The organism is Parvibaculum indicum (assembly GCF_011762095.1).
GTDB lineage: Bacteria > Pseudomonadota > Alphaproteobacteria > Parvibaculales > Parvibaculaceae > Parvibaculum > Parvibaculum indicum.
This window is the reverse complement of record NZ_JAASQO010000002.1, coordinates 336,914-354,618: the sequence shown is the minus strand read 5'-3', so window position 1 is coordinate 354,618 and position 17,705 is coordinate 336,914. Positions and strand designations below refer to the sequence as shown.

The 17,705-nt window shown below is 62.4% G+C and carries 14 protein-coding genes; 7 read left to right on the top strand and 7 right to left on the bottom strand.

Features of this window, described 5'->3' with window-relative positions; genetic code table 11:
• Nucleotides 1-341: 341 nt before the first annotated feature.
• The gene (locus FHS78_RS04335; protein ID WP_167090705.1) at nucleotides 342-710 is read right to left on the bottom strand and encodes a limonene-1,2-epoxide hydrolase family protein; all 369 of its coding nucleotides are present in this window, start codon (nucleotides 708-710) and stop codon (nucleotides 342-344) included.
• A gap of 137 nt (nucleotides 711-847) precedes the next feature.
• Nucleotides 848-2,917 (bottom strand): 3-hydroxyacyl-CoA dehydrogenase NAD-binding domain-containing protein, encoded by a 2,070-nt coding sequence (locus tag FHS78_RS04330; RefSeq protein WP_425500288.1) that lies wholly within the window; start codon nucleotides 2,915-2,917, stop codon nucleotides 848-850.
• Nucleotides 2,918-3,130: 213 nt separating this feature from the next.
• Between FHS78_RS04330 and FHS78_RS04325 the strand changes: the two genes are divergently transcribed.
• The 4 genes from FHS78_RS04325 to FHS78_RS04310 all read left to right on the top strand — a co-directional run bounded on the left by FHS78_RS04325 (nucleotide 3,131) and on the right by FHS78_RS04310 (nucleotide 7,956).
• On the top strand, nucleotides 3,131-4,066 hold the full coding sequence (locus tag FHS78_RS04325; protein WP_167090699.1) for an AAA family ATPase: 936 nt from the start codon (nucleotides 3,131-3,133) through the stop codon (nucleotides 4,064-4,066).
• A gap of 6 nt (nucleotides 4,067-4,072) precedes the next feature.
• Complete coding sequence (locus FHS78_RS04320) at nucleotides 4,073-5,545, top strand: vWA domain-containing protein (RefSeq protein WP_167090696.1); 1,473 nt, start codon at nucleotides 4,073-4,075, stop codon at nucleotides 5,543-5,545.
• A gap of 217 nt (nucleotides 5,546-5,762) precedes the next feature.
• Entirely contained in the window at nucleotides 5,763-6,764 is a 1,002-nt protein-coding gene (locus tag FHS78_RS04315) for an SGNH/GDSL hydrolase family protein (protein ID WP_167090693.1), read from the top strand.
• Between the two features lie 61 nt (nucleotides 6,765-6,825).
• A complete protein-coding gene (locus FHS78_RS04310; protein WP_167090690.1) occupies nucleotides 6,826-7,956 on the top strand; it encodes a GDSL-type esterase/lipase family protein in 1,131 nt (376 codons plus the stop codon).
• On the opposite strand, the gene FHS78_RS04305 is transcribed toward FHS78_RS04310, so the two are convergent.
• Nucleotides 7,953-11,018 (bottom strand): efflux RND transporter permease subunit, encoded by a 3,066-nt coding sequence (locus FHS78_RS04305; RefSeq protein WP_167090687.1) that lies wholly within the window; start codon nucleotides 11,016-11,018, stop codon nucleotides 7,953-7,955. The genes FHS78_RS04310 and FHS78_RS04305 overlap by 4 nt on opposite strands.
• 20 nt (nucleotides 11,019-11,038) lie before the next feature.
• The gene (locus tag FHS78_RS04300; protein WP_167090684.1) at nucleotides 11,039-12,172 is read right to left on the bottom strand and encodes an efflux RND transporter periplasmic adaptor subunit; all 1,134 of its coding nucleotides are present in this window, start codon (nucleotides 12,170-12,172) and stop codon (nucleotides 11,039-11,041) included.
• Between the two features lie 149 nt (nucleotides 12,173-12,321).
• Between FHS78_RS04300 and FHS78_RS04295 the strand changes: the two genes are divergently transcribed.
• The 3 genes from FHS78_RS04295 (at nucleotide 12,322) to FHS78_RS04285 (ending at nucleotide 15,077) form a co-directional block, all read left to right on the top strand.
• Nucleotides 12,322-12,960, top strand: coding sequence for a TetR/AcrR family transcriptional regulator (locus FHS78_RS04295; RefSeq protein ID WP_167090681.1), 639 nt, complete (start codon nucleotides 12,322-12,324; stop codon nucleotides 12,958-12,960).
• A gap of 221 nt (nucleotides 12,961-13,181) precedes the next feature.
• Nucleotides 13,182-14,633, top strand: a complete 1,452-nt coding sequence (locus FHS78_RS04290) for an MBOAT family O-acyltransferase (RefSeq protein ID WP_167090678.1) — start codon at nucleotides 13,182-13,184, stop codon at nucleotides 14,631-14,633.
• Nucleotides 14,634-14,642: 9 nt separating this feature from the next.
• Nucleotides 14,643-15,077: a hypothetical protein gene (locus tag FHS78_RS04285; RefSeq protein WP_167090675.1), complete on the top strand. Its 435-nt coding sequence runs from the start codon at nucleotides 14,643-14,645 to the stop codon at nucleotides 15,075-15,077.
• Here FHS78_RS04285 and FHS78_RS04280 read toward each other — a convergent pair.
• The 3 genes from FHS78_RS04280 to FHS78_RS04270 form a co-directional block, all read right to left on the bottom strand.
• A complete protein-coding gene (locus FHS78_RS04280) occupies nucleotides 15,074-15,400 on the bottom strand; it encodes an AzlD domain-containing protein (RefSeq protein WP_167090672.1) in 327 nt (108 codons plus the stop codon). The genes FHS78_RS04285 and FHS78_RS04280 overlap by 4 nt on opposite strands.
• Complete coding sequence (locus FHS78_RS04275; protein ID WP_167090669.1) at nucleotides 15,397-16,125, bottom strand: AzlC family ABC transporter permease; 729 nt, start codon at nucleotides 16,123-16,125, stop codon at nucleotides 15,397-15,399. Before FHS78_RS04275 ends, FHS78_RS04280 begins: the two co-directional genes overlap by 4 nt.
• Nucleotides 16,126-16,282: 157 nt before the next feature.
• A complete protein-coding gene (locus tag FHS78_RS04270) occupies nucleotides 16,283-17,701 on the bottom strand; it encodes a glutamate synthase subunit beta (RefSeq protein ID WP_167090666.1) in 1,419 nt (472 codons plus the stop codon).
• Between the last annotated feature and the right edge of the window lie 4 nt (nucleotides 17,702-17,705).

Sequence of the window (17,705 nt, the reverse complement as noted above, 5' to 3'; positions counted from 1 at the left end):
CTTTTTCCATCCGACGAACAAAAGACGGCGCTGGTCTCAGTTCTATGGGCGTTTGCGAACGTAAATGTGGGGGTGCGATATCGGAGTAGTATTCGTCGGTGGCCGCGCGCGACGAAAGTTTGGGCTCGACCGGTGCGGGCATCAAGCTCGCCGCGGCGCTCTCTTCAAGCACGCTTTGCGCAGAGAGTAACGAACTGTCGAAACTCTATGCAGCAAGCGCATCCGGAGGCGACATGCCGCCGGCGGTCTCCTGCCACATCCGTACGCCGACCCGCCGCTCTGGGGAACCGGGCATGGATTTCGATCCGCCATGCGGGTCGGTATCGTAGTGCAGAAGTTGATCAACCGACCGCATCCGTATAGGTCGGAAGATCAAAATAATCACGCCAAGCAGAAATTTTACCGTCCCGAACCTCGAAGACGCCGCAGACGGGCAGAGCAACGAGCTTCCCGTCCACCTTCATGCGGTCCACGCGCTCGGTGAAGACGACATGGCCATTGACGGCGATGTTGAGGAGTTCCCAGTCCGGTTCGGTCCAGTTGCCTGCGAACCCCTTGATGAATTCGCGGATGTTGTCGCGACCCTTTACGGGGTCGAGCATCATGTTGTGGTAGATGCCATCCTGGGTGAAAAAATCCGTGAGGTCGTCGACGTCGAGGCGCGACCATGCGGAAACGAAGTTGCGGACGATCTGTTCGTTGGTGCTCACGGCTTTTCCTCCTGCTTCTTGTTCCATGTCGTTTGCCGGAACTTTGCCGCGTCGCGCGGCGGGTCGCAAGAGAGGCGTGAAAAAGGGCGGGTACCGCTAAGTAACCCGCCCTTGCGATGTGAGGTCGTTATCGGGGATCAGAGATCCTTGAAGCCCTTGCCTTCGGCGACGAGCTTTTCGAGCAGGGCGGAGGGCTTGAAGTCGTCACCCATCTGCGACTGGAACTCCTTCATCTTGCCGAGCACCTTGTCGAGGCCGACGGTGTCGCCATAGAACATCGGGCCGCCGCGATAGCGCGGGAAGCCATAGCCGTAGATCCAGACGATATCGATGTCGGAGGCACGGATGGCCTTGCCTTCCTCGAGGATCTTGGCGCCTTCATTGATCATCGGATAGATGCAACGCTCGAGGATTTCATCGTCGGAAATCTGGCGGCGGTTGATGCCCTTCTCGGCGGCATAGTCGAGGATCATCTTCTCGACGACCGGCGAGGGGGTCGCGTTGCGCTCCTCGTCATAGTCGTAATAGCCCGCACCGGTCTTCTGGCCGCGGCGATCCATTTCGCAAAGGCGGTCGCGGAGCGTTTCGCCCTTCGACTTTTCCTTGTTCCAGCCGATATCGAGCCCGGCAAGGTCGGACATGGCGAAGGGCCCCATGGGCAGACCGAAATCATAGAGCACGCGGTCCACATCCCAGGGCATGGCGCCTTCCATGATGAGCTTCTGCGCTTCGCGCTGACGCTGGGCAAGAAGGCGGTTGCCGACAAAGCCCGGGCAGACACCGACCAGGGCTGCGACTTTGCCGATCTTCTTGGCGACCTGCATCGAGGTCGCGATGACCGACTTAGAGGTCTTGTCGGCGCGGACGACTTCCAGGAGCTTCATCACATTGGCGGGTGAGAAGAAGTGGAGGCCGATCACGGCTTCCGGGCGCTTCACCGCCGTCGCAATCTCGTCGATGTTGAGCGCCGAGGTGTTGGTGGCGAGGATGGCGCCGTTCTTGGCGATCTTGTCGAGCTTGCCGAAAACGTCCTTCTTCACATCCATGTTCTCGAAGACGGCTTCGATGATGAGGTCGGCGGTGCCGAGGTCTTCCATCTTCAGCGTGGGCGTGAGCAGCCCCATGCGCTTTTCCACTTCTTCCATGGAGAAGCGGCCCTTCTTCGCGCTGTTCTCATAGTTCTTGCGGATGGTGGCGACGCCCCGGTCCAGCGCTTCCTGCTTCGTCTCCACGATGGTGACGGGGATGCCGGAGTTCAGGAAGTTCATGGCGATGCCGCCGCCCATGGTGCCTGCGCCGATGATGCCGACGCTTTCCACCGGGATGATGGGCGTGTCTTTCGGCACATCCGGAATCTTCCAGACCTGACGTTCGGCGAAGAAGACGTGACGCTGTGCGGCGGACTGGGTGCCCGTCACAAGCTCCCGGAAGAGCTTCTGTTCGACCTTGATGCCTTCTTCGAAGGGCAGGTTTACCGCCGCCTCGATGCACTGGATGTTGTATTCCGGCGCCAGGAAGCCGCGGAACTTGCGAGCATTGGCCTTGCGGAAATTCTCGAATATTTCCGGATGGCCGCGATCGGCTTCGACCTTGTCGTTCTGCTCGCGGATCTTCACCAGCGGGCGGTTTTCGGCCAGCACCTTCTTGGCAAAGGCAATGGCGCCTTCGCGCAGCTTGCCTTCCTCGACGAGTTCGTCGACAAGGCCCATTTCGAGGCACTGCTTCGCGCCGACATGCGTGCCCGCGGTCATCATCTCAAGCGCCTTCTGGGCTCCGACGATGCGCGGCAGACGCTGCGTCCCGCCGGCGCCGGGCAGCAGGCCGAGATTGACTTCCGGCAGGCCGCATTTGGCGGACGGAACGGCAACCCGGTAATGGCAGGTGAGCGCGACCTCGAGGCCGCCGCCGAGCGCGGTGCCGTGGATGGCCGCGATGACGGGCTTGGGCGCATTCTCGATCATGTCCTGCGCGTCGAAGAGGCTGGGCCCCGAAGGCGCCTTGCCGAACTCGGTGATGTCCGCGCCCGCGATGAAGGTGCGACCGTCGCAGATGAGCACGATCGCCTTTACCTTGTCGTCGGCGATGGCCTGCTTGATGCCCTCGTGAATTGCCTCGCGCACGGGCGCGGACAGGGCGTTGACCGGCGGCGAATTGAGGGTCAGGACCCCGATATCGCCTTCTACTGTCAGATCTCCGACGTCATTGATGGCCGTCATCTCGTTTCTCCCTGATATCGCTTCTTTTGAAGTTTGGCGGGGATTATAGCCCTGACAGTCGGGGTGGCCAGTGGTGTGACCGTTCAAAATCAGACGGGGTACCGTGCAACAGTGGTCAGCGAGAGGCCGATGGGGCGTTAGGCGCGGTCCTTTGCCCATGATAATGTGCCGCCAACAAGAAACCGGACTATCGGGAGCAGGGCGTTGAGTTCTTCGGCAAATGATATCGACGAAATCAGATCGGGCTTTGAAAAGAGCGGCTATATCTGCTCCAGCCAGATCGCGACTTCGATCTTCCTGGCACAGCGGCTGCAAAAACCGCTGCTAATCGAAGGCCCGCCCGGCGTGGGCAAGACCGAGCTTGCCAAGGCGACGGCGGAACTCGTCGGCAAGCCGCTCATCCGGCTGCAATGCTATGAGGGGCTCGACGAGGCCAAGGCGCTTTACGAGTGGAAATACGGCAAGCAGCTTCTCTATACGCAGGTGCTGAAGGAGAAGCTCGGCGATCTGATGACCGGCGCGCATGGGCTGAAAGAATCCATGTCGCGTCTGCACGATTTCGACGACACGTTTTTCAGCGAGGAGTTTCTGGAGCCGCGTCCGCTGCTGAAAGCGCTGTGGCAGCCGGGCGGCGCGGTGCTGCTGATCGACGAGATCGACAAGTCGGATGATGAGTTCGAGGCCTTCCTGCTGGAGCTGCTGGCCGACTACCAGATTTCCGTGCCGGAACTCGGCACGATCAAGGCGCGTACGACACCCATCGTGTTCCTGACCTCGAACAATACGCGCGAAATCGGCGATGCGCTGAAGCGGCGCTGCCTGCACCTCTATATTCCGTTCCCGGAAGCCGCGCTCGAAAAGAAGATCATTGCGGCGCGTGTGCCGGAGGCGTCGGAAAAGCTGCGCGAACAGCTCGTTGCGTTCGTGCAGGGGCTTCGCGAGCTCGACCTGAAAAAGAAACCTGCCGTGAGCGAGACCATCGACTGGGCGCGCACGCTTGTGCTTCTCCATGCGCAGGATCTCGATCCTGCCATGGTACGCGAGACGCTCAACGTGCTGCTGAAATTCCAGGACGATATCGACAATGTCGAAGGGGAAGTGAACGCGCTGACGTCGAAGGCGCAGGCCGCGGCGGAGTAAGCGGTCATGAGCGACGTTCTCGGCGATTTCATTCGGGCGCTGCGGGCGGCGGACGTTCGCGTCTCGACGTCGGAAACCATCGATGCGGGCGATGTCATTCAGCTTGTCGGATATGACGACCGGCATGTGCTGAAGGACGCGCTGGGACAGGTGCTGGCCAAGTCGGAGGAGGAGAAGACTTCCTTCGACGAGGTGTTCGACCGCTATTTCTCTTTCGACCAGTTCAAGAACCAGAAAGCGGCCAACGGAAACGCGGAGGCGGAAGCCGAGGGCGGCGAGGGCGATGGCGACGCGGAGAACGGCCAGCAGGCGGACGACCAGCAGGGACAGGGCGGCCAGAGTGGCGAGGGCCAGCAGGGCGAAGGCGGGCCGTCATCCGGCGGCGGCAGCGGCGGCGCGACCGAAGCGGGCGAGGGGGCCGCGGCGGAGCGCGATCTCGTGGCGCTTCTCGAACGCGGCGACCAGACCGAATTGCAGATGGCGCTTGCCGAAGGCGCGCGGGACGCGCAGCTCAACAATATCCGGCTCTTCACGCAGCGTGGGCTCTACACGCGGCGGATCATGGAGGCGATGGGTCTCGACGGGCTGAACGAGGAAATCGACCGTCGACAGGCCTCCGGCAACGAAGAGGGGGCGGAAAATCTGCGCGAGGCGCGCGACGGGCTGCGCGAGCAGGTGCGCGACTATGTCGAGAAGCAGCTCGAAATCTTTACCGCCAATGCGGGCCGCCAGCTTCGCGAGGAAGTGTTGTCCCAGGTGCGTCTCACCAATGTGGACCGCTCCGACATCAAGATCATCCGCCAGCTCGTGCGCAAGATGGCGAAGAAGCTCGTTGCACTGCATTCGCGCCGCCGCAAGGTCACGCAACGTGGCGTCCTCGATGTGCGCCGGACGATCCGAGCCAATATCGAGTTCGACGGTCTGCTCTTCCACACGATCTGGAAGAAGAAGAAAGTGGACCGGCCCAAGGTGATGGCGATTTGCGATGTCTCCGGCTCGGTCGCGCAGGTGTCGCGCTTCCTGCTGATGTTTCTCTATTCCATCCAGGAAGTGTTGCCGGATGTGCGCAGCTTCGCGTTCTCCGGCCGGCTGGGCGAAGTGACGGATCTCTTCAAGACGGAAGACATCGAAATGGCGATGGCCACCGCGCTGCAGGAGCATGGCGGCGGGTCGACCGATTACGGCAAGGCGTTCGAGGATTTCACCGATCTCGCGCTGGACGATATCGATCACCGCACCACGATCCTCATCCTCGGCGATGCGCGCTCCAACTATGGCGATCCGCGCAGTGACCTGCTGCACAAGGTGCATGAGCGCGCGCGCCGGGTGATCTGGCTCAATCCCGAAGGCCGCTCCATGTGGAACAGCGGCGACAGCGAAATGCGGCGCCTCCAGCCCTATTGCGACAAGGCCGTGACATGCGCCTCGCTGAAGGAGCTGGAGCGTGTTGTATCGGAGATACTCCGGCACGCGAGCTGACCCAATCCGGGCTCCTTCCCCCTTCCATCCTTCGTTGCATCGCTCTATGACGCCCTTAGACTGTGTCCCGATACGGGACATCGGCAGGGTTCTCGTTGGGCATGAGCGCTGCATTGATTGAGAGAAAAGCAGGCGTTCGGGCGCGAAAACGTGCCATTGCGGCGCTATGCCGATGGTTTGGTGGTCCCAGGGGGTTGAGTTGAAGCTGGAATTGTCGATGGCTGGCAGGAGGGCGGCGGCGGCATTGCTGTTGGCGGCCATGGCGCTTTTCGCAGTGCCTTTCCCGGCCCATGCCGATCCCATGGCCATAACGCCGAGCCAGCGTCTGTCAGACGCGGCGGTTTCTGCCGGTGGCGGCGTCAGCGAGGCGGCGCTTACCGAAGAGGGGGCCGTGCCCGCGAAGCCGGCGGCGCCCGCGGCGAAACCCGAGCCTGTGGCGCATAAAGGCCCGTACAACCTCGTGGTGCTGGGGGACTCGCTGGGCGACGGGCTCTGGGCGGGTCTCTACCACGTGCTGCGCAAGGACAAGCGGTTCAAGGTCATCAAGAAATCGAAAGTTGCGACGGGGCTCGTCCGGCACGACTATTACAACTGGAACAAGGTCGTTGAGGAGATAGCCGCGGATACGCCTATCGACATTGCCGTCGTGGTGATGGGGACGAATGACCGTCAGGCCATGATCGTGAACGGCAAACGGCATGCACGCTTTTCTCCCGAGTGGAAGAAAATCTATGCCGAGCGGGTGGATGAATTCATCGATACGCTCAAGGCGACCGGCGCACAGATCTACTGGATGGAGCTTCCCGTGATGCGGTCGTCGAGATTCGATGCGGATATGCAGAAGTTCAATCGCATCTTCAGGGAAGAGACGCGCAAGGAAGGCATTCAATTCGTGCGGACGCGGGATCTCGGTACCGATGAGAACGGGGCCTATGAGGCCTATGGTGCGGACAGGTTCGGGCGCAAGCGGCTTTTGCGCGCGGAGGACGGCATCCATTTTTCCATGGCGGGTTATGAGCTTCTGGGAAAGCGCATGGCCGACCGCGTGAAACAGGGCCTCAAGGGAGGCGCGCCGACCTCCATCGCCATGGATAAAGCGACACCGGAACCGCAAACCCGACCGACGAAGGCGGCGCAGGTCGCAGAAAATGCGGCGCCGATGCCCGTTTTGCGTCCAGGGCGAAGCGACGACTGGCGCTGGCTCGGCAGGACCAATTGAGCCTATGGGCCGTTTGCGCATATGGGCGCGGATGGCGGGCTTCGCCACGACAATCCTGTTTATGACGAGCGGTTGCGCTGCGGGTAATGAGGGCGGGTCCGTGCCGGGTCTTGAGAAATTTCATGCTGCCCTTGCCGGTATCGAACACGGCACGCGCGCTCGGCCCGTTTCCATTCTGCATCTGGGCGACAGCCATATCTCGCTCGACCATCTGACGGGCGAAATGCGCAGGCTGTGGAACCGGCGTTACGGCAATGCGGGACGGGGCCTGCAACCGGGTGTGCCCTACCAGTATTACTCGGTTCAGGACTATCGGATTTCGATGAGCGGGGCGTGGGAGGTGAAATCGAGCCTGCCCGCCGATGCGCATGGGGCGTTCGGTATTCAGGGCTTCGTGGCAAGCGCCGCGCGGGCCGATGCGGAAATGGTACTCGATGCGGACGAGCCGTTCGACGGCGTGGAAGTGGAGGTCGCCGGGGCACCCGACACGGGCTATCTCTCTCTCACCATCGACAATGCCGCGCCTTTACGCCTTTCCACCTATCGGGAAACGCCGGGGCTGGTGACGCTCTACGTGCCTGCCGCCGGTGCACACCATCTGCGATTGTCGCCGGTGGGCAATGGCGGGCCGGTGCGGGTGCTGGGCTGGGGTGTCCGGCGCGACGGCGGCGTCCGGTATGATAGTTACGGCGTGGTGGCGGCGCGGCTCGGGATCGTTTCGCACTGGCGGGACGATATCGCCGATGCGCAAATCGAGCGGCGGCGGCCCGATCTCGTCATTCTGGGATACGGCACCAATGAAGGTTTCGATGACGAGCTCGACCTCTCAGCCTACCGGAAACGGCTTGCTGCCTTGATCGAGCGTCTGGAAACGATTGCGCCGCAGGCATCCATTGCCCTGCTCGGCGCCTTTGACGGCGCGCGCGACAGCGGAGCGGGAGAGACGTGCGGCGATGGCTGGGTGACGCCGCCCAAACTTGGCAGGCTGCGCGAGATCCAGCGGGAAGTCGCAGCGGAAAAAGGGGCCTGGTTCTGGGACGGCGAGGCGGCAATGGGCGGACGTTGCACGATCCATCGCTGGGCCACACAGGACCCGCCCCGGGCCTGGCCCGATCATGTGCATTTGCGCCCCGCCGGTGCGCGCGAGATGGGCGAAAAACTCTGGCACGCGCTGATGGCGGGTACGCGTTAGCCCGTGGCCTGCGGCGCCTTGCCTTTCGGATACCGGATACGGAAGAAGAGCGAATAGAGCACCGGCACCGCGGCGAGGGTCAGTATCGTCGCAAAGGCGAGCCCGCCCATGATCGTGACCGCCATATTGGCGAAGAAGGCATCCGTCAGCAGCGGAATCATACCCAGAATGGTCGTGACCGAGGCGAGGAAAACCGGCCTCAGGCGGCTGATGCTCGCATCGATCAGTGCGGCATGCTTCTCCTTGCCGCTGTCGATCTGCTGGTCGATCTCGTCGATCAGAACGATCGCATTCTTCATCAACATGCCCCACAGGCTGATAAAGCCCAGCAGCGCCACGAAGCTGAACGACAGGCCGCTGACAAGCAGGCCGAGCGTGACGCCGCAGATCGACATCGGGATCAGCAGCCAGATGATGAGCGGCTGGCGGATCTTGCCGAACATCAGGATCGATATGATCAGCATGGCGGTAAGGCCGATGGGAAGCTGCGCGGCGAAAGATCCTTGTGCCTCTTTCGAGTTTTCGTATTCGCCGCCCCAGCTAACCGAATAGCCGGGCGGTAGCTCGATGGCCTCGATCTGCTTCAGGACGGCATTCCGGGCTTCGCTGGCCGTTATCTCGCCGCGCGGCTGGGCCTGCACGGTGAGGGTGCGGATACGGTCGCGCCGGCGGATGACCGTGTCCTGCGGCACGAACTCGAAGCGGTCCACGATCTGCGTGACCGGCACATAGGTCGCTTCGCCGGAGCCGGAAACGAGGCGGTCTTCAAGCCGCGAGACATCGAGGCGCTCCTTGCTCGGAGGGCGAACCACGATGGGGATCTGGCGCTCGCCTTCGCGGTAGGTGCCGGCCTTGATGCCATCGGTTGCAAAACGCATGGCGCGCGCAAGGTCGGTGCGCGTAATACCGGCGATCCGTGCGCGCTCCTCGTTGAAGACGGGGCGGATGGTGAGTTCCTTGTTCCGCCAGTTCTGCCGGATGTCGATGATATCGCCGTTCTCTTGAAGGACGGCGATGGCCTTGTCGCCCAGGGCGCGCAGCGTGTCGGGCGAATGGCCGGAGAAACGAATTTCGATCCGGGCGTCCGAGGGCGGTCCGAAGACAATGCGCTTGGTCCGGATTTGCGCATCCGGATAGCGCTCGCCCAGCGTTTTGCGCAGGCTTTGCGCGAGCGCGGGGATGTCGTCCCGATCATCCATACGGACCATGAGCTGGCCGTAGGAGGGATCCGGCTGATGCGGGTCGTAGGTCAGCATGAAGCGCGTGGCGCCACGGCCTGCCAGCGTGGTGACCTGTGCGACGCCCGGCTGCTCTCGGACATAGGATTCGATCTCTAGCAGGTCATGCGCCGTGGTCCGGATGTCGGTGCCTTCGGGCAGCTGGTAGTCGAGATAGAAGATCGGCGTGTTCGCGGCGGCGAAGAAGGATTGCGGTACAAAGCCGAAGAGGCCGATACAGCCGAGCGTAATGCCGATGAAGCCCGCCACGCAGAGCCATCGAGCGCGCACCATGCGGTTCAGCAGGCCGCGATAGGCGTGGGCGGCGGCGTTGTCATAGGGATCGGCTTCGGCATTGCCGCTGCCGGCCTGCAGAAGCATGTAGCCGAACAGGGGCGTGACGGTGACGGCGAGTACCCAGCTCAATGTGAGCGATACCGCAATCACGAAGAAGAGCGAGAACATGAACTCGCCGGTCACATCGTTGGACAGGCCGATGCCGGAAAAGGCGGCGACACCGATGATTGTAGCGCCCAGCAAGGGCCACTGGGTGCGCGTCACGGCCTGCTGGGCGGCAGGCCGTGCCTGCATGCCGCGCTGCATGTTCACCAGCATGCCCTCGGCCACCACGATGGCATTGTCGACCAGCATGCCCATGGCGATGACGAGAGCGCCGAGTGAAATGCGTTCCACCTCGATGCCGAAAAGCCGCATGAAGAGAAAGGTGCCCAGTACGCTGAGAAGCAGCGTGATGCCGACCACAATCCCGACGCGCCAGCCCATGAAAACGCAGAGCACGCCGATCACGATCGAGACGGAGAGAATGAGGTTCAGGATAAAGTTATCGATCGCCTCGTTGACGACCTTGTGCTGTTCGTAGATGGGGTGGAGTTCGACGCCGAGCGGCAACTGCGCCTTGAGATCCTCCAGGCGGTTTTCCACCGCCTCGCCGACATCCACGATGTTGGCGTGTTTCACGCCGGCGATAGCCAGGGTGAAGGCGCGCTGGCCATCGATCCAGATCATGTGATCCGGGATTTCCACCGGCTCGCGGTTGACCCTCGCGACATCGAGCAGACTGATCTGTTCGGTCGACCCTGGCCGGCCAAGCCGCAATGCCTCGATCTGCGAAACCGTATCGAAGCCGGGGTCGGCGGAGACGCGCACACGCCGCCCATCTACCGTGATGGCGCCAGAGGGCACGATACTGTTCTCGGCCTGAAGAGTGCGGATTACCTGATCCAGGGGAATGCCGAGCGAGGCGAGCCGTTCGTTCGTCACTTCGACATAGATCGCCTCGGACGGTTCGCCCGCGGTCTCGACCTTGGCCACATCCGGCACGGTGAGGAGTTCGCGCCGCAGGAAAGTCGCCATGTTGCGGATTTCCCGGTCGCTGAAATCGGGTGCGGTCACGGCATAGAAAAGACCGAATACGTCTCCGAAATCGTCATTCACCTGCGACGGGCCGGCGCTTTGAGGAAGTCCCGACTGGACATCGCGAACCTTGCGGCGCAGTTCGTCCCAGACCTGCGGGATGCTCCGGGCATCGTAGGTGTCCTTCATCTCCACCTTCACCTCGGACATGCCGGGCGTGGATTTGGACGTAACCTCCTTGAGCTGGGGAAGCTGCTGGACCGCCGACTCGATATGTTCGGTAACTTCTTCCTCGACCTCGGCGGCGGTGGCGCCGGGATAGGGCGTGAAGATGATCGCGTTCTTGATGGTGAAGTTGGGGTCTTCCAGACGGGGCACCGTCATCAGGCCCCAAAGCCCGCCGATCACGCAGATGGCGACGATGAGCCATGTGTTGACCGGCTTGTCGATCGAAGCGCCTGCAATATCCATAATCGTCCCCTTTGGCGCGTTCAGAACCGTTCGACGGCGTGGACCCGGGCGCCCTCGCGGAGAAGCCGGGTGCCGGCGGTGACGATGGTTTCGCCCTTTTTCAGCCCCTCGAGGACGACGATACGCTTGGAGCGCACGGGCCCGAGCGTGACGGGCTGCGGGGAAACGGTAGAGTTTTCTTTATCCACCACCCAGACGCGGGGGGCGCCTTTGCTATCCGTATCGACGGCGGATAGCGGTACGGAAACCGCATTGGGCTTGTTCTCGGCAAGCTGGATGCGGACGGAACAGGTCATACCGGGAAGAATGGTCTTTTTCTCCGGGGACGGGGCATTTTCGGGCACCGGTGCACCGAATGTGACCTTATAGGTCTGGGTCACGGCGTCGGGTTCCGTCTCGTGCTCGCGATATTCGAGCGGCAGCTCGAAATCATCGGCAAAGGGAAATGTCGCCACGGCGTTTATGGCGCTTACATTGTCGGTCAGATGGATGAGCTGTTCGGGCACATGGATAGCGACACGGATTTCGGTGACGTTCTGTATCCGGACAATATTCTGCTTGGGCTGGACCGCGCTGAAATTGTCGATCAGGCGGCGCGTCACCAGCGCGCGAAACGGCGCCTTGATCGTCGCATAGTCGAGATTGCGCCGCGCCTGATCCAGCGCGACGTCGCGCAGGCTGAAATCCGCCTGGGCCCGGTCGAAAGCCTGTTGGGAGACATTGTCCCGCTTCAGCAGTTTCCGGTAACGGGCAAGCTCCTTGAGGGCGAGGGAGCGCTGCACCTCGGCCTGACGGACGGCGAGTTCGAAATCGGTCGGGTCGAGAGCGGCGACGAGGTCGCCCTTCGATACGACCTGGCCTTCGCGGACCGGCAGTTGCGCCAGCCTGCCGCCCACCTCGAAAGAAAGGTCGACGGTGCTCACGGCTTCCAGGCGGCCGACGAAATGGCGCGTCGCGGTTCCCGATGCCTCGCCGACGGTCTCGACGCGGACGGGCAGGCCGTCTTCGGGCGCTTCGCCCTCCTCGGGATGGGCGCCGGCGGCGGGCAGAAGGAGGGCGATGACGCAGAGAAGGCTCGTCAGGCGCGAAGTCCTGTGCCGTCGTCCGGCCGGATTCTTCGCAGATTTTCGCTCATCAGCGTGAAATGCCGTCAACGCCGCGCTCCTTTTTCCCACATGGCCTCCCGGCGCGGTTTGCCGCGCGTTATTTTTGACCGTACAGTATGGTACGATACTGAAAACATAGCTTTCTGCGAAGTCATTTATCAATCGGGAAAGCGACAATTCCCTTGAGAATCGGGAACATGGAAACCGGGAAGCCGCAGCAGGCCGACAGTGGCGAGGCGAGGCGAGAACGCAAGCGCCGTCAGATCCTCGATATTGCGAGGGACGTCTTCCTGCGCGACGGTTTTTCGGGTACCTCCATGTCGGAGATTTCGGCGAAAGTAGGCGGGTCCAAGGGGACGCTCTATGCCTATTTCGCGTCCAAGAACGAGCTCTTCCAGGCCGTGCTCGAGGACTTTCTGGCCAGGCATGAGGCAGAGATTTCCGGCACGATCACGGCCGGGGGGCCGCCGGGAGAGGTGCTGCTCGCGTTCAGCGAGCGTTTTCTGGAGGTCTTGCTGAGGCCGGAAAACCTTGCCCTGTTGCGGTTGGTTTATGCCGAGGCCGGGCGCTTTCCCGAGGTGGGGCAGGCGTTCTATGACAGCGGGCCTGCCAATGCCGAACAGCATCTGGCCGAATATATCCGTGGCGCCGTCGAGGGAGGGTTTCTGAAACAGGACACGGAGCCGTATCTCGCCGCCCGGCAGATGATCCTGTTGAGCCAGGGCTGGATCCACAACCGGCGTCTCTGGAACGTGACGCCGGCGCCCAGCGAGGCCGAGATCAAGGAAAACGCTCATGCCGCGGTGCGTACATTTCTGGCCGCTTTCGGCGCCTGACGTCCGCATTTCGGCATTAACCAACAATTAACTCTGTCATTGAGCTTTGCCGCCACGCATTGGATTATGCACCCGATCGTCATGCCCCCCTGATGGTTAACGGTGGCGTAGTGCGCGCGGACGGTGGACCGCGCGTTTGGTTGAGCTGCTTTCGGACGGAAAACCGCCCTCCTGTCTGCGGGAGGCACCTTTCCTGAAAGCAGTCGTGTCAGGGCGGCGGCATGCTTTTTCCGACTCTTGAGTTCGGCATCTTCTTCCTGATCGTTTTTACGGTCAGCTGGTCGCTGCGCTGGACGCCGGGCTTTCGCAAGCTGGCGCTGCTTGCCGCCTCATACGTGTTTTACGGGTGGTGGGACTGGCGTTTCACCGGGCTGCTGTTCGCCGCGACCATGATCGCCTATCTGGCAGGGCTGGGGCTTGAACGTGCCGAGCGTCCGGCGCTTCGCAAATGGATCGTCGGCGTTGCGGTCGCGGGCTCGCTCGTCATTCTCGGCTTCTTCAAATATTACGGCTTCTTCCTGACGTCGCTTGCGACGCTACTCGACGGTTTCGGTCTGGCGCGCGATCTGCCGTTCATGCAAATCATCCTGCCGGTGGGGATTTCCTTCTTCACCTTCCAGGGTATTTCCTATGTGGTCGACGTCTATCGCGGTCATGTACGGGCAGAGCGCTCGCTTGCCGATGTGATGCTCTATATCTCGTTTTTCCCGCAGCTCGTTGCCGGCCCCATCGTGCGCGCGGCGGATTTCCTGCCGCAATTACACGAGACGCCACGCCTCACGCGGGAGCATCTGGGCGTCGGGACGGTGCTGATCCTTTCCGGCCTCTTCAAGAAGATGGTGATCGCGAACTATCTCGCGACGGGGATCGCCGATCCCGTGTTCTTCGATCCGAGCGTGGTGGGAGCGGGCGATCTCCTGATCGGCGTCTATGCCTATGCGGTGCAGATCTATTGCGATTTTTCGGGCTATAGCGACATTGCCATCGGCGTCGCGGCGCTGTTGGGTTATCGCTTTCTCGAAAACTTCAACCAGCCTTACCGCGCGGCGAGCCTGCAGGATTTCTGGCGGCGCTGGCATATCTCACTGTCGAGCTGGCTGCGCGACTATCTCTACATTCCGCTGGGCGGCAGCCGTCATGGCGAGAAGGCGACCTATCGCAATCTCTTTCTGACCATGTTTCTGGGCGGGCTGTGGCACGGCGCGGCCTGGACTTTCGTTTTCTGGGGCACCGCGCATGGTTTGATGCTGGGGCTGGAGCGTTTCGTCAAATCGCGGATCGAGCGTTATGCGCCCGCGCAGGCGGGGCCGCGCGGCGTCGCCGGCATGCTGGGCGACGGAGCGCAGCATATCGTCGGCGTGATGTGGACGTTTCATTTCGTCTGCTTCACCTGGATCTTTTTCAGGGCGGATACCTTCGGCACGGCGTGGACCTATCTCGCGGGCTTCGGCCATTGGGGCGAGCCGCTGCAATATGCGACGCCGTTCCTGACGGGGCTCATCGTGCTGGCGATGATCTTTCAGTTCACGCCGGGCAATCTGGGCCGCTGGCTGGCGCAGGGGATCAAGCATCTGCCGTCGCCGCTGCTGGCATTGCTGCTGGGCGGCGGCATATGGATCATCTGGGCCATCGCGCCGGCAGGTGTGGCGCCGTTCATCTATTTCCAGTTCTAGGACGTGCCGATGCTCGATCTGCTGCAGGATTTCGAAACGGAAGTGGAAGGCGGCTGGGAGGCGGCCTCGAAGGCCGAACTCCATCAGGCGGAGGAAACGCGGCGCGCCGTGGCGCGCTTTACCCGCGTCATGTGGCTGTCGGCCTTTCTTTTGCTGTTTTTCAACAGCGCGCAGCTCGTCACCTATGTGAACGGTTTCGAGGTGGGGCCCGTGCAGGACACTGTGGTGGCGCTCGGGCACACATGGGACGGGCAGATGCGGAAGAACGGCCTGACGGAACCTGTCGCCGCCATCCGTGCTGAGATGGACGAATTGCGGGCGATGGGGTGGGAAGAGCTACGGGCCGAATTCCCTGCAATGGAACGCGCGATCGCCGCTTTTCGCGGGCAGCCGCGTGTCGATGACGATCCGCTGCGGAGCGGGTTGCGCGACACGCAGGGCTAGAGCAACCACCCCAGCAGCCAGAAAAGCGCCATGCCGCCCAGAATGGTGACAAGCGCATTCCGTGTGGCCCATGCGATCAACGTGGCGCCGATGGCGGCCAGCAGGCGCGGATTGTCGAGTGCATAACTCATGGTGCCGTCGGGCAGGCGCAGCACGGCGGGCAGGATGATCGCGGAGAGCACGGCGGCGGGCACGAAACGCAGCGCGCGTATGAAGGGTCGCGGCAGGGCGATCCGGTCGGCGATCTGGATGAAGGACAGCCTGAGCGCGAAGGTGCCGAGCCCGGCTGCCAGCACGATGAGCCAGAGGGTCGAGGTACTCATGCGTTGTCCTCCTCATGCGGGGCGAGCATGACGCTTTCCCAGACATAGCCGGTGGCGATGCCGCACAGCGCGGCGAGGAAGAGCCCGATATTGTTGGGCAGCGGCGCGGCAATGACGGCCATGCCGCCGCTCACACAGGCGGCTGCGACGGTGGCGCTGTCGCGCAGGCCCGGCACCATCAGGGCGATGAAAGCGATGGGCACGCCGAATTCGAGGCCCCATGAGGGCGGAAGACCCGCGCCGAGATAATAGCCAAGCGCCGCCGACGCCATCCAGACCACCCAGAGGGTTATCGCGGTGCCGAGGTAGAAACGGAACTTCTTGTCCAGCGGCCAGTCGGGGTGGAGCGTGAACCGGGCCAGCGCCAGCGCATAGGCCTGATCGGTCAGCAGATAGGCGGCGAGGCTTTTCTTCGCAGCGGACAGGCCGCGCAGATGCAGCGAGAGCGAGGCGCTGTACATGGCAAAGCGAAGGTTGATGAGCAGCACCGTCAGGACGGCCATCACCGGCAGGGCCTTCTCGCCGATGAGCTGGGTCATGGCGATCTGCGATGCGCCGGCAAAGATGATCGCCGACTGGCCGATACCGAGCAGGGCGTCGAAATCGACCTTGGCGGCTGCAAGGCCTGCCATCATGCCGAAAGGCAGCGCGGCGGGCAGCAGCGGAGCAATCGCCCGGATGCCCTCCAGCCAGTCCTGCCATTCCTCATTCTTCCTGTTCCGCATGGACCGATCCTTCTCGTTTGCGGCAGGACATGACACGGGAGGGCTCCCATGTCTTGCCATATCCGGAACTCCTATCTGGCGTGGCCGGAAAAGATTGCAAAGAAAAACCCCGCAGGATCGCTCCCGCGGGGTTTTCGATGTTTCGTATGGAGGGCCGCTAGCGGGGCAGGAGCGACTCTCCCATCAGGTAAAGATCTACTTCGCGGGCGGCCTGGCGGCCTTCGCGAATGGCCCATACCACGAGCGACTGGCCGCGGCGCATGTCGCCGGCGGCGAAGAATTTGCCCTTGCTGGCTTTGTAGGTCGCCGTATCGGCGGCCACGTTGCCGCGCTGGTCCAGCTCTACGCCGATCTCTTCCAGCATGCCTTCATGCACCGGATGCACGAAGCCCATGGCGAGCAGAACGAGATCCGCCTTGATCTCGAATTCGCTGCCTTCGATAGGCTGCATCTTCTCGTCGACGCGGATGCATTCCAGCGCCGTCACATGACCGTTCTCGCCGACAAAACGGCGGGTCATCACGGCGAAATCGCGCGCTGCACCTTCCGCCTGGCTGGAGGAGGTCCGCATCTTCATCGGCCAGTCGGGCCAGGTGAGGAGCTTGTTCTCCTTCTCCGGCGGGGCGGGCATGATTTCGATCTGCGTGACCGACAGCGCACCCTGACGGAAAGACGTGCCGATGCAGTCGGAGCCGGTGTCGCCGCCGCCGATCACCACCACATGCTTGCCATTGGCAAGGATGGGTTCGACCTGGCCGATGGGCTCGTCCGATACGCGGCGGTTCTGCTGGGGCAGGAATTCCATCGCGAAATGCACGCCCGAGAGATCGCGGCCCTCGACAGGCAGGTCGCGGGGCGTTTCGGAGCCGCCGGTCAGCAACACCGCGTCGAATTCGGATTCGAGTTCCGTCGCGGATTTGTCGACGCCGATATTGACGCCGTAATGGAAGGTCACGCCCTCGGCTTCCATCTGTTCGACGCGGCGGTCGATCAGCGTCTTTTCCATCTTGAAGTCGGGAATGCCGTAGCGGAGCAGGCCGCCGGCCTTCGCGTTCTTCTCGAAGAGATGGACGTCATGACCACGGCGGGCAAGCTGCTGCGCGGCGGCGAGCCCGGCAGGGCCGGAGCCGACGACCGCGATCTTCTTGCCGGTCTTTTGCGTCGGCACCTGCGGCACGATCCAGCCTTCCTGCCAGCCGCGGTCGACGATAGAACACTCGATCGTCTTGATGGTCACGGGCTGCTCGGTCAGGTTCAGCGTGCAGCTCGCCTCGCAGGGGGCGGGGCAGATGCGGCCGGTGAACTCCGGGAAGTTGTTCGTCGAATGCAGGTTGCGGCAGGCTTCTTCCCACTCGGCGTGATAGACGAGGTCGTTCCAGTCCGGGATCTGGTTATTCACCGGACAGCCGGTATGGCAGTAGGGAATGCCGCAATCCATGCAGCGCGCAGCCTGGTCGCGGGTTGCGTCCTCGCTCAGCGGAATCACGAATTCCTTGTAGTTGCGGACACGATCCGCCGCGGGCAGGTACTTGCGGTCCTGACGGTCGATTTCCAGAAAGCCGGTAATCTTACCCATGGTT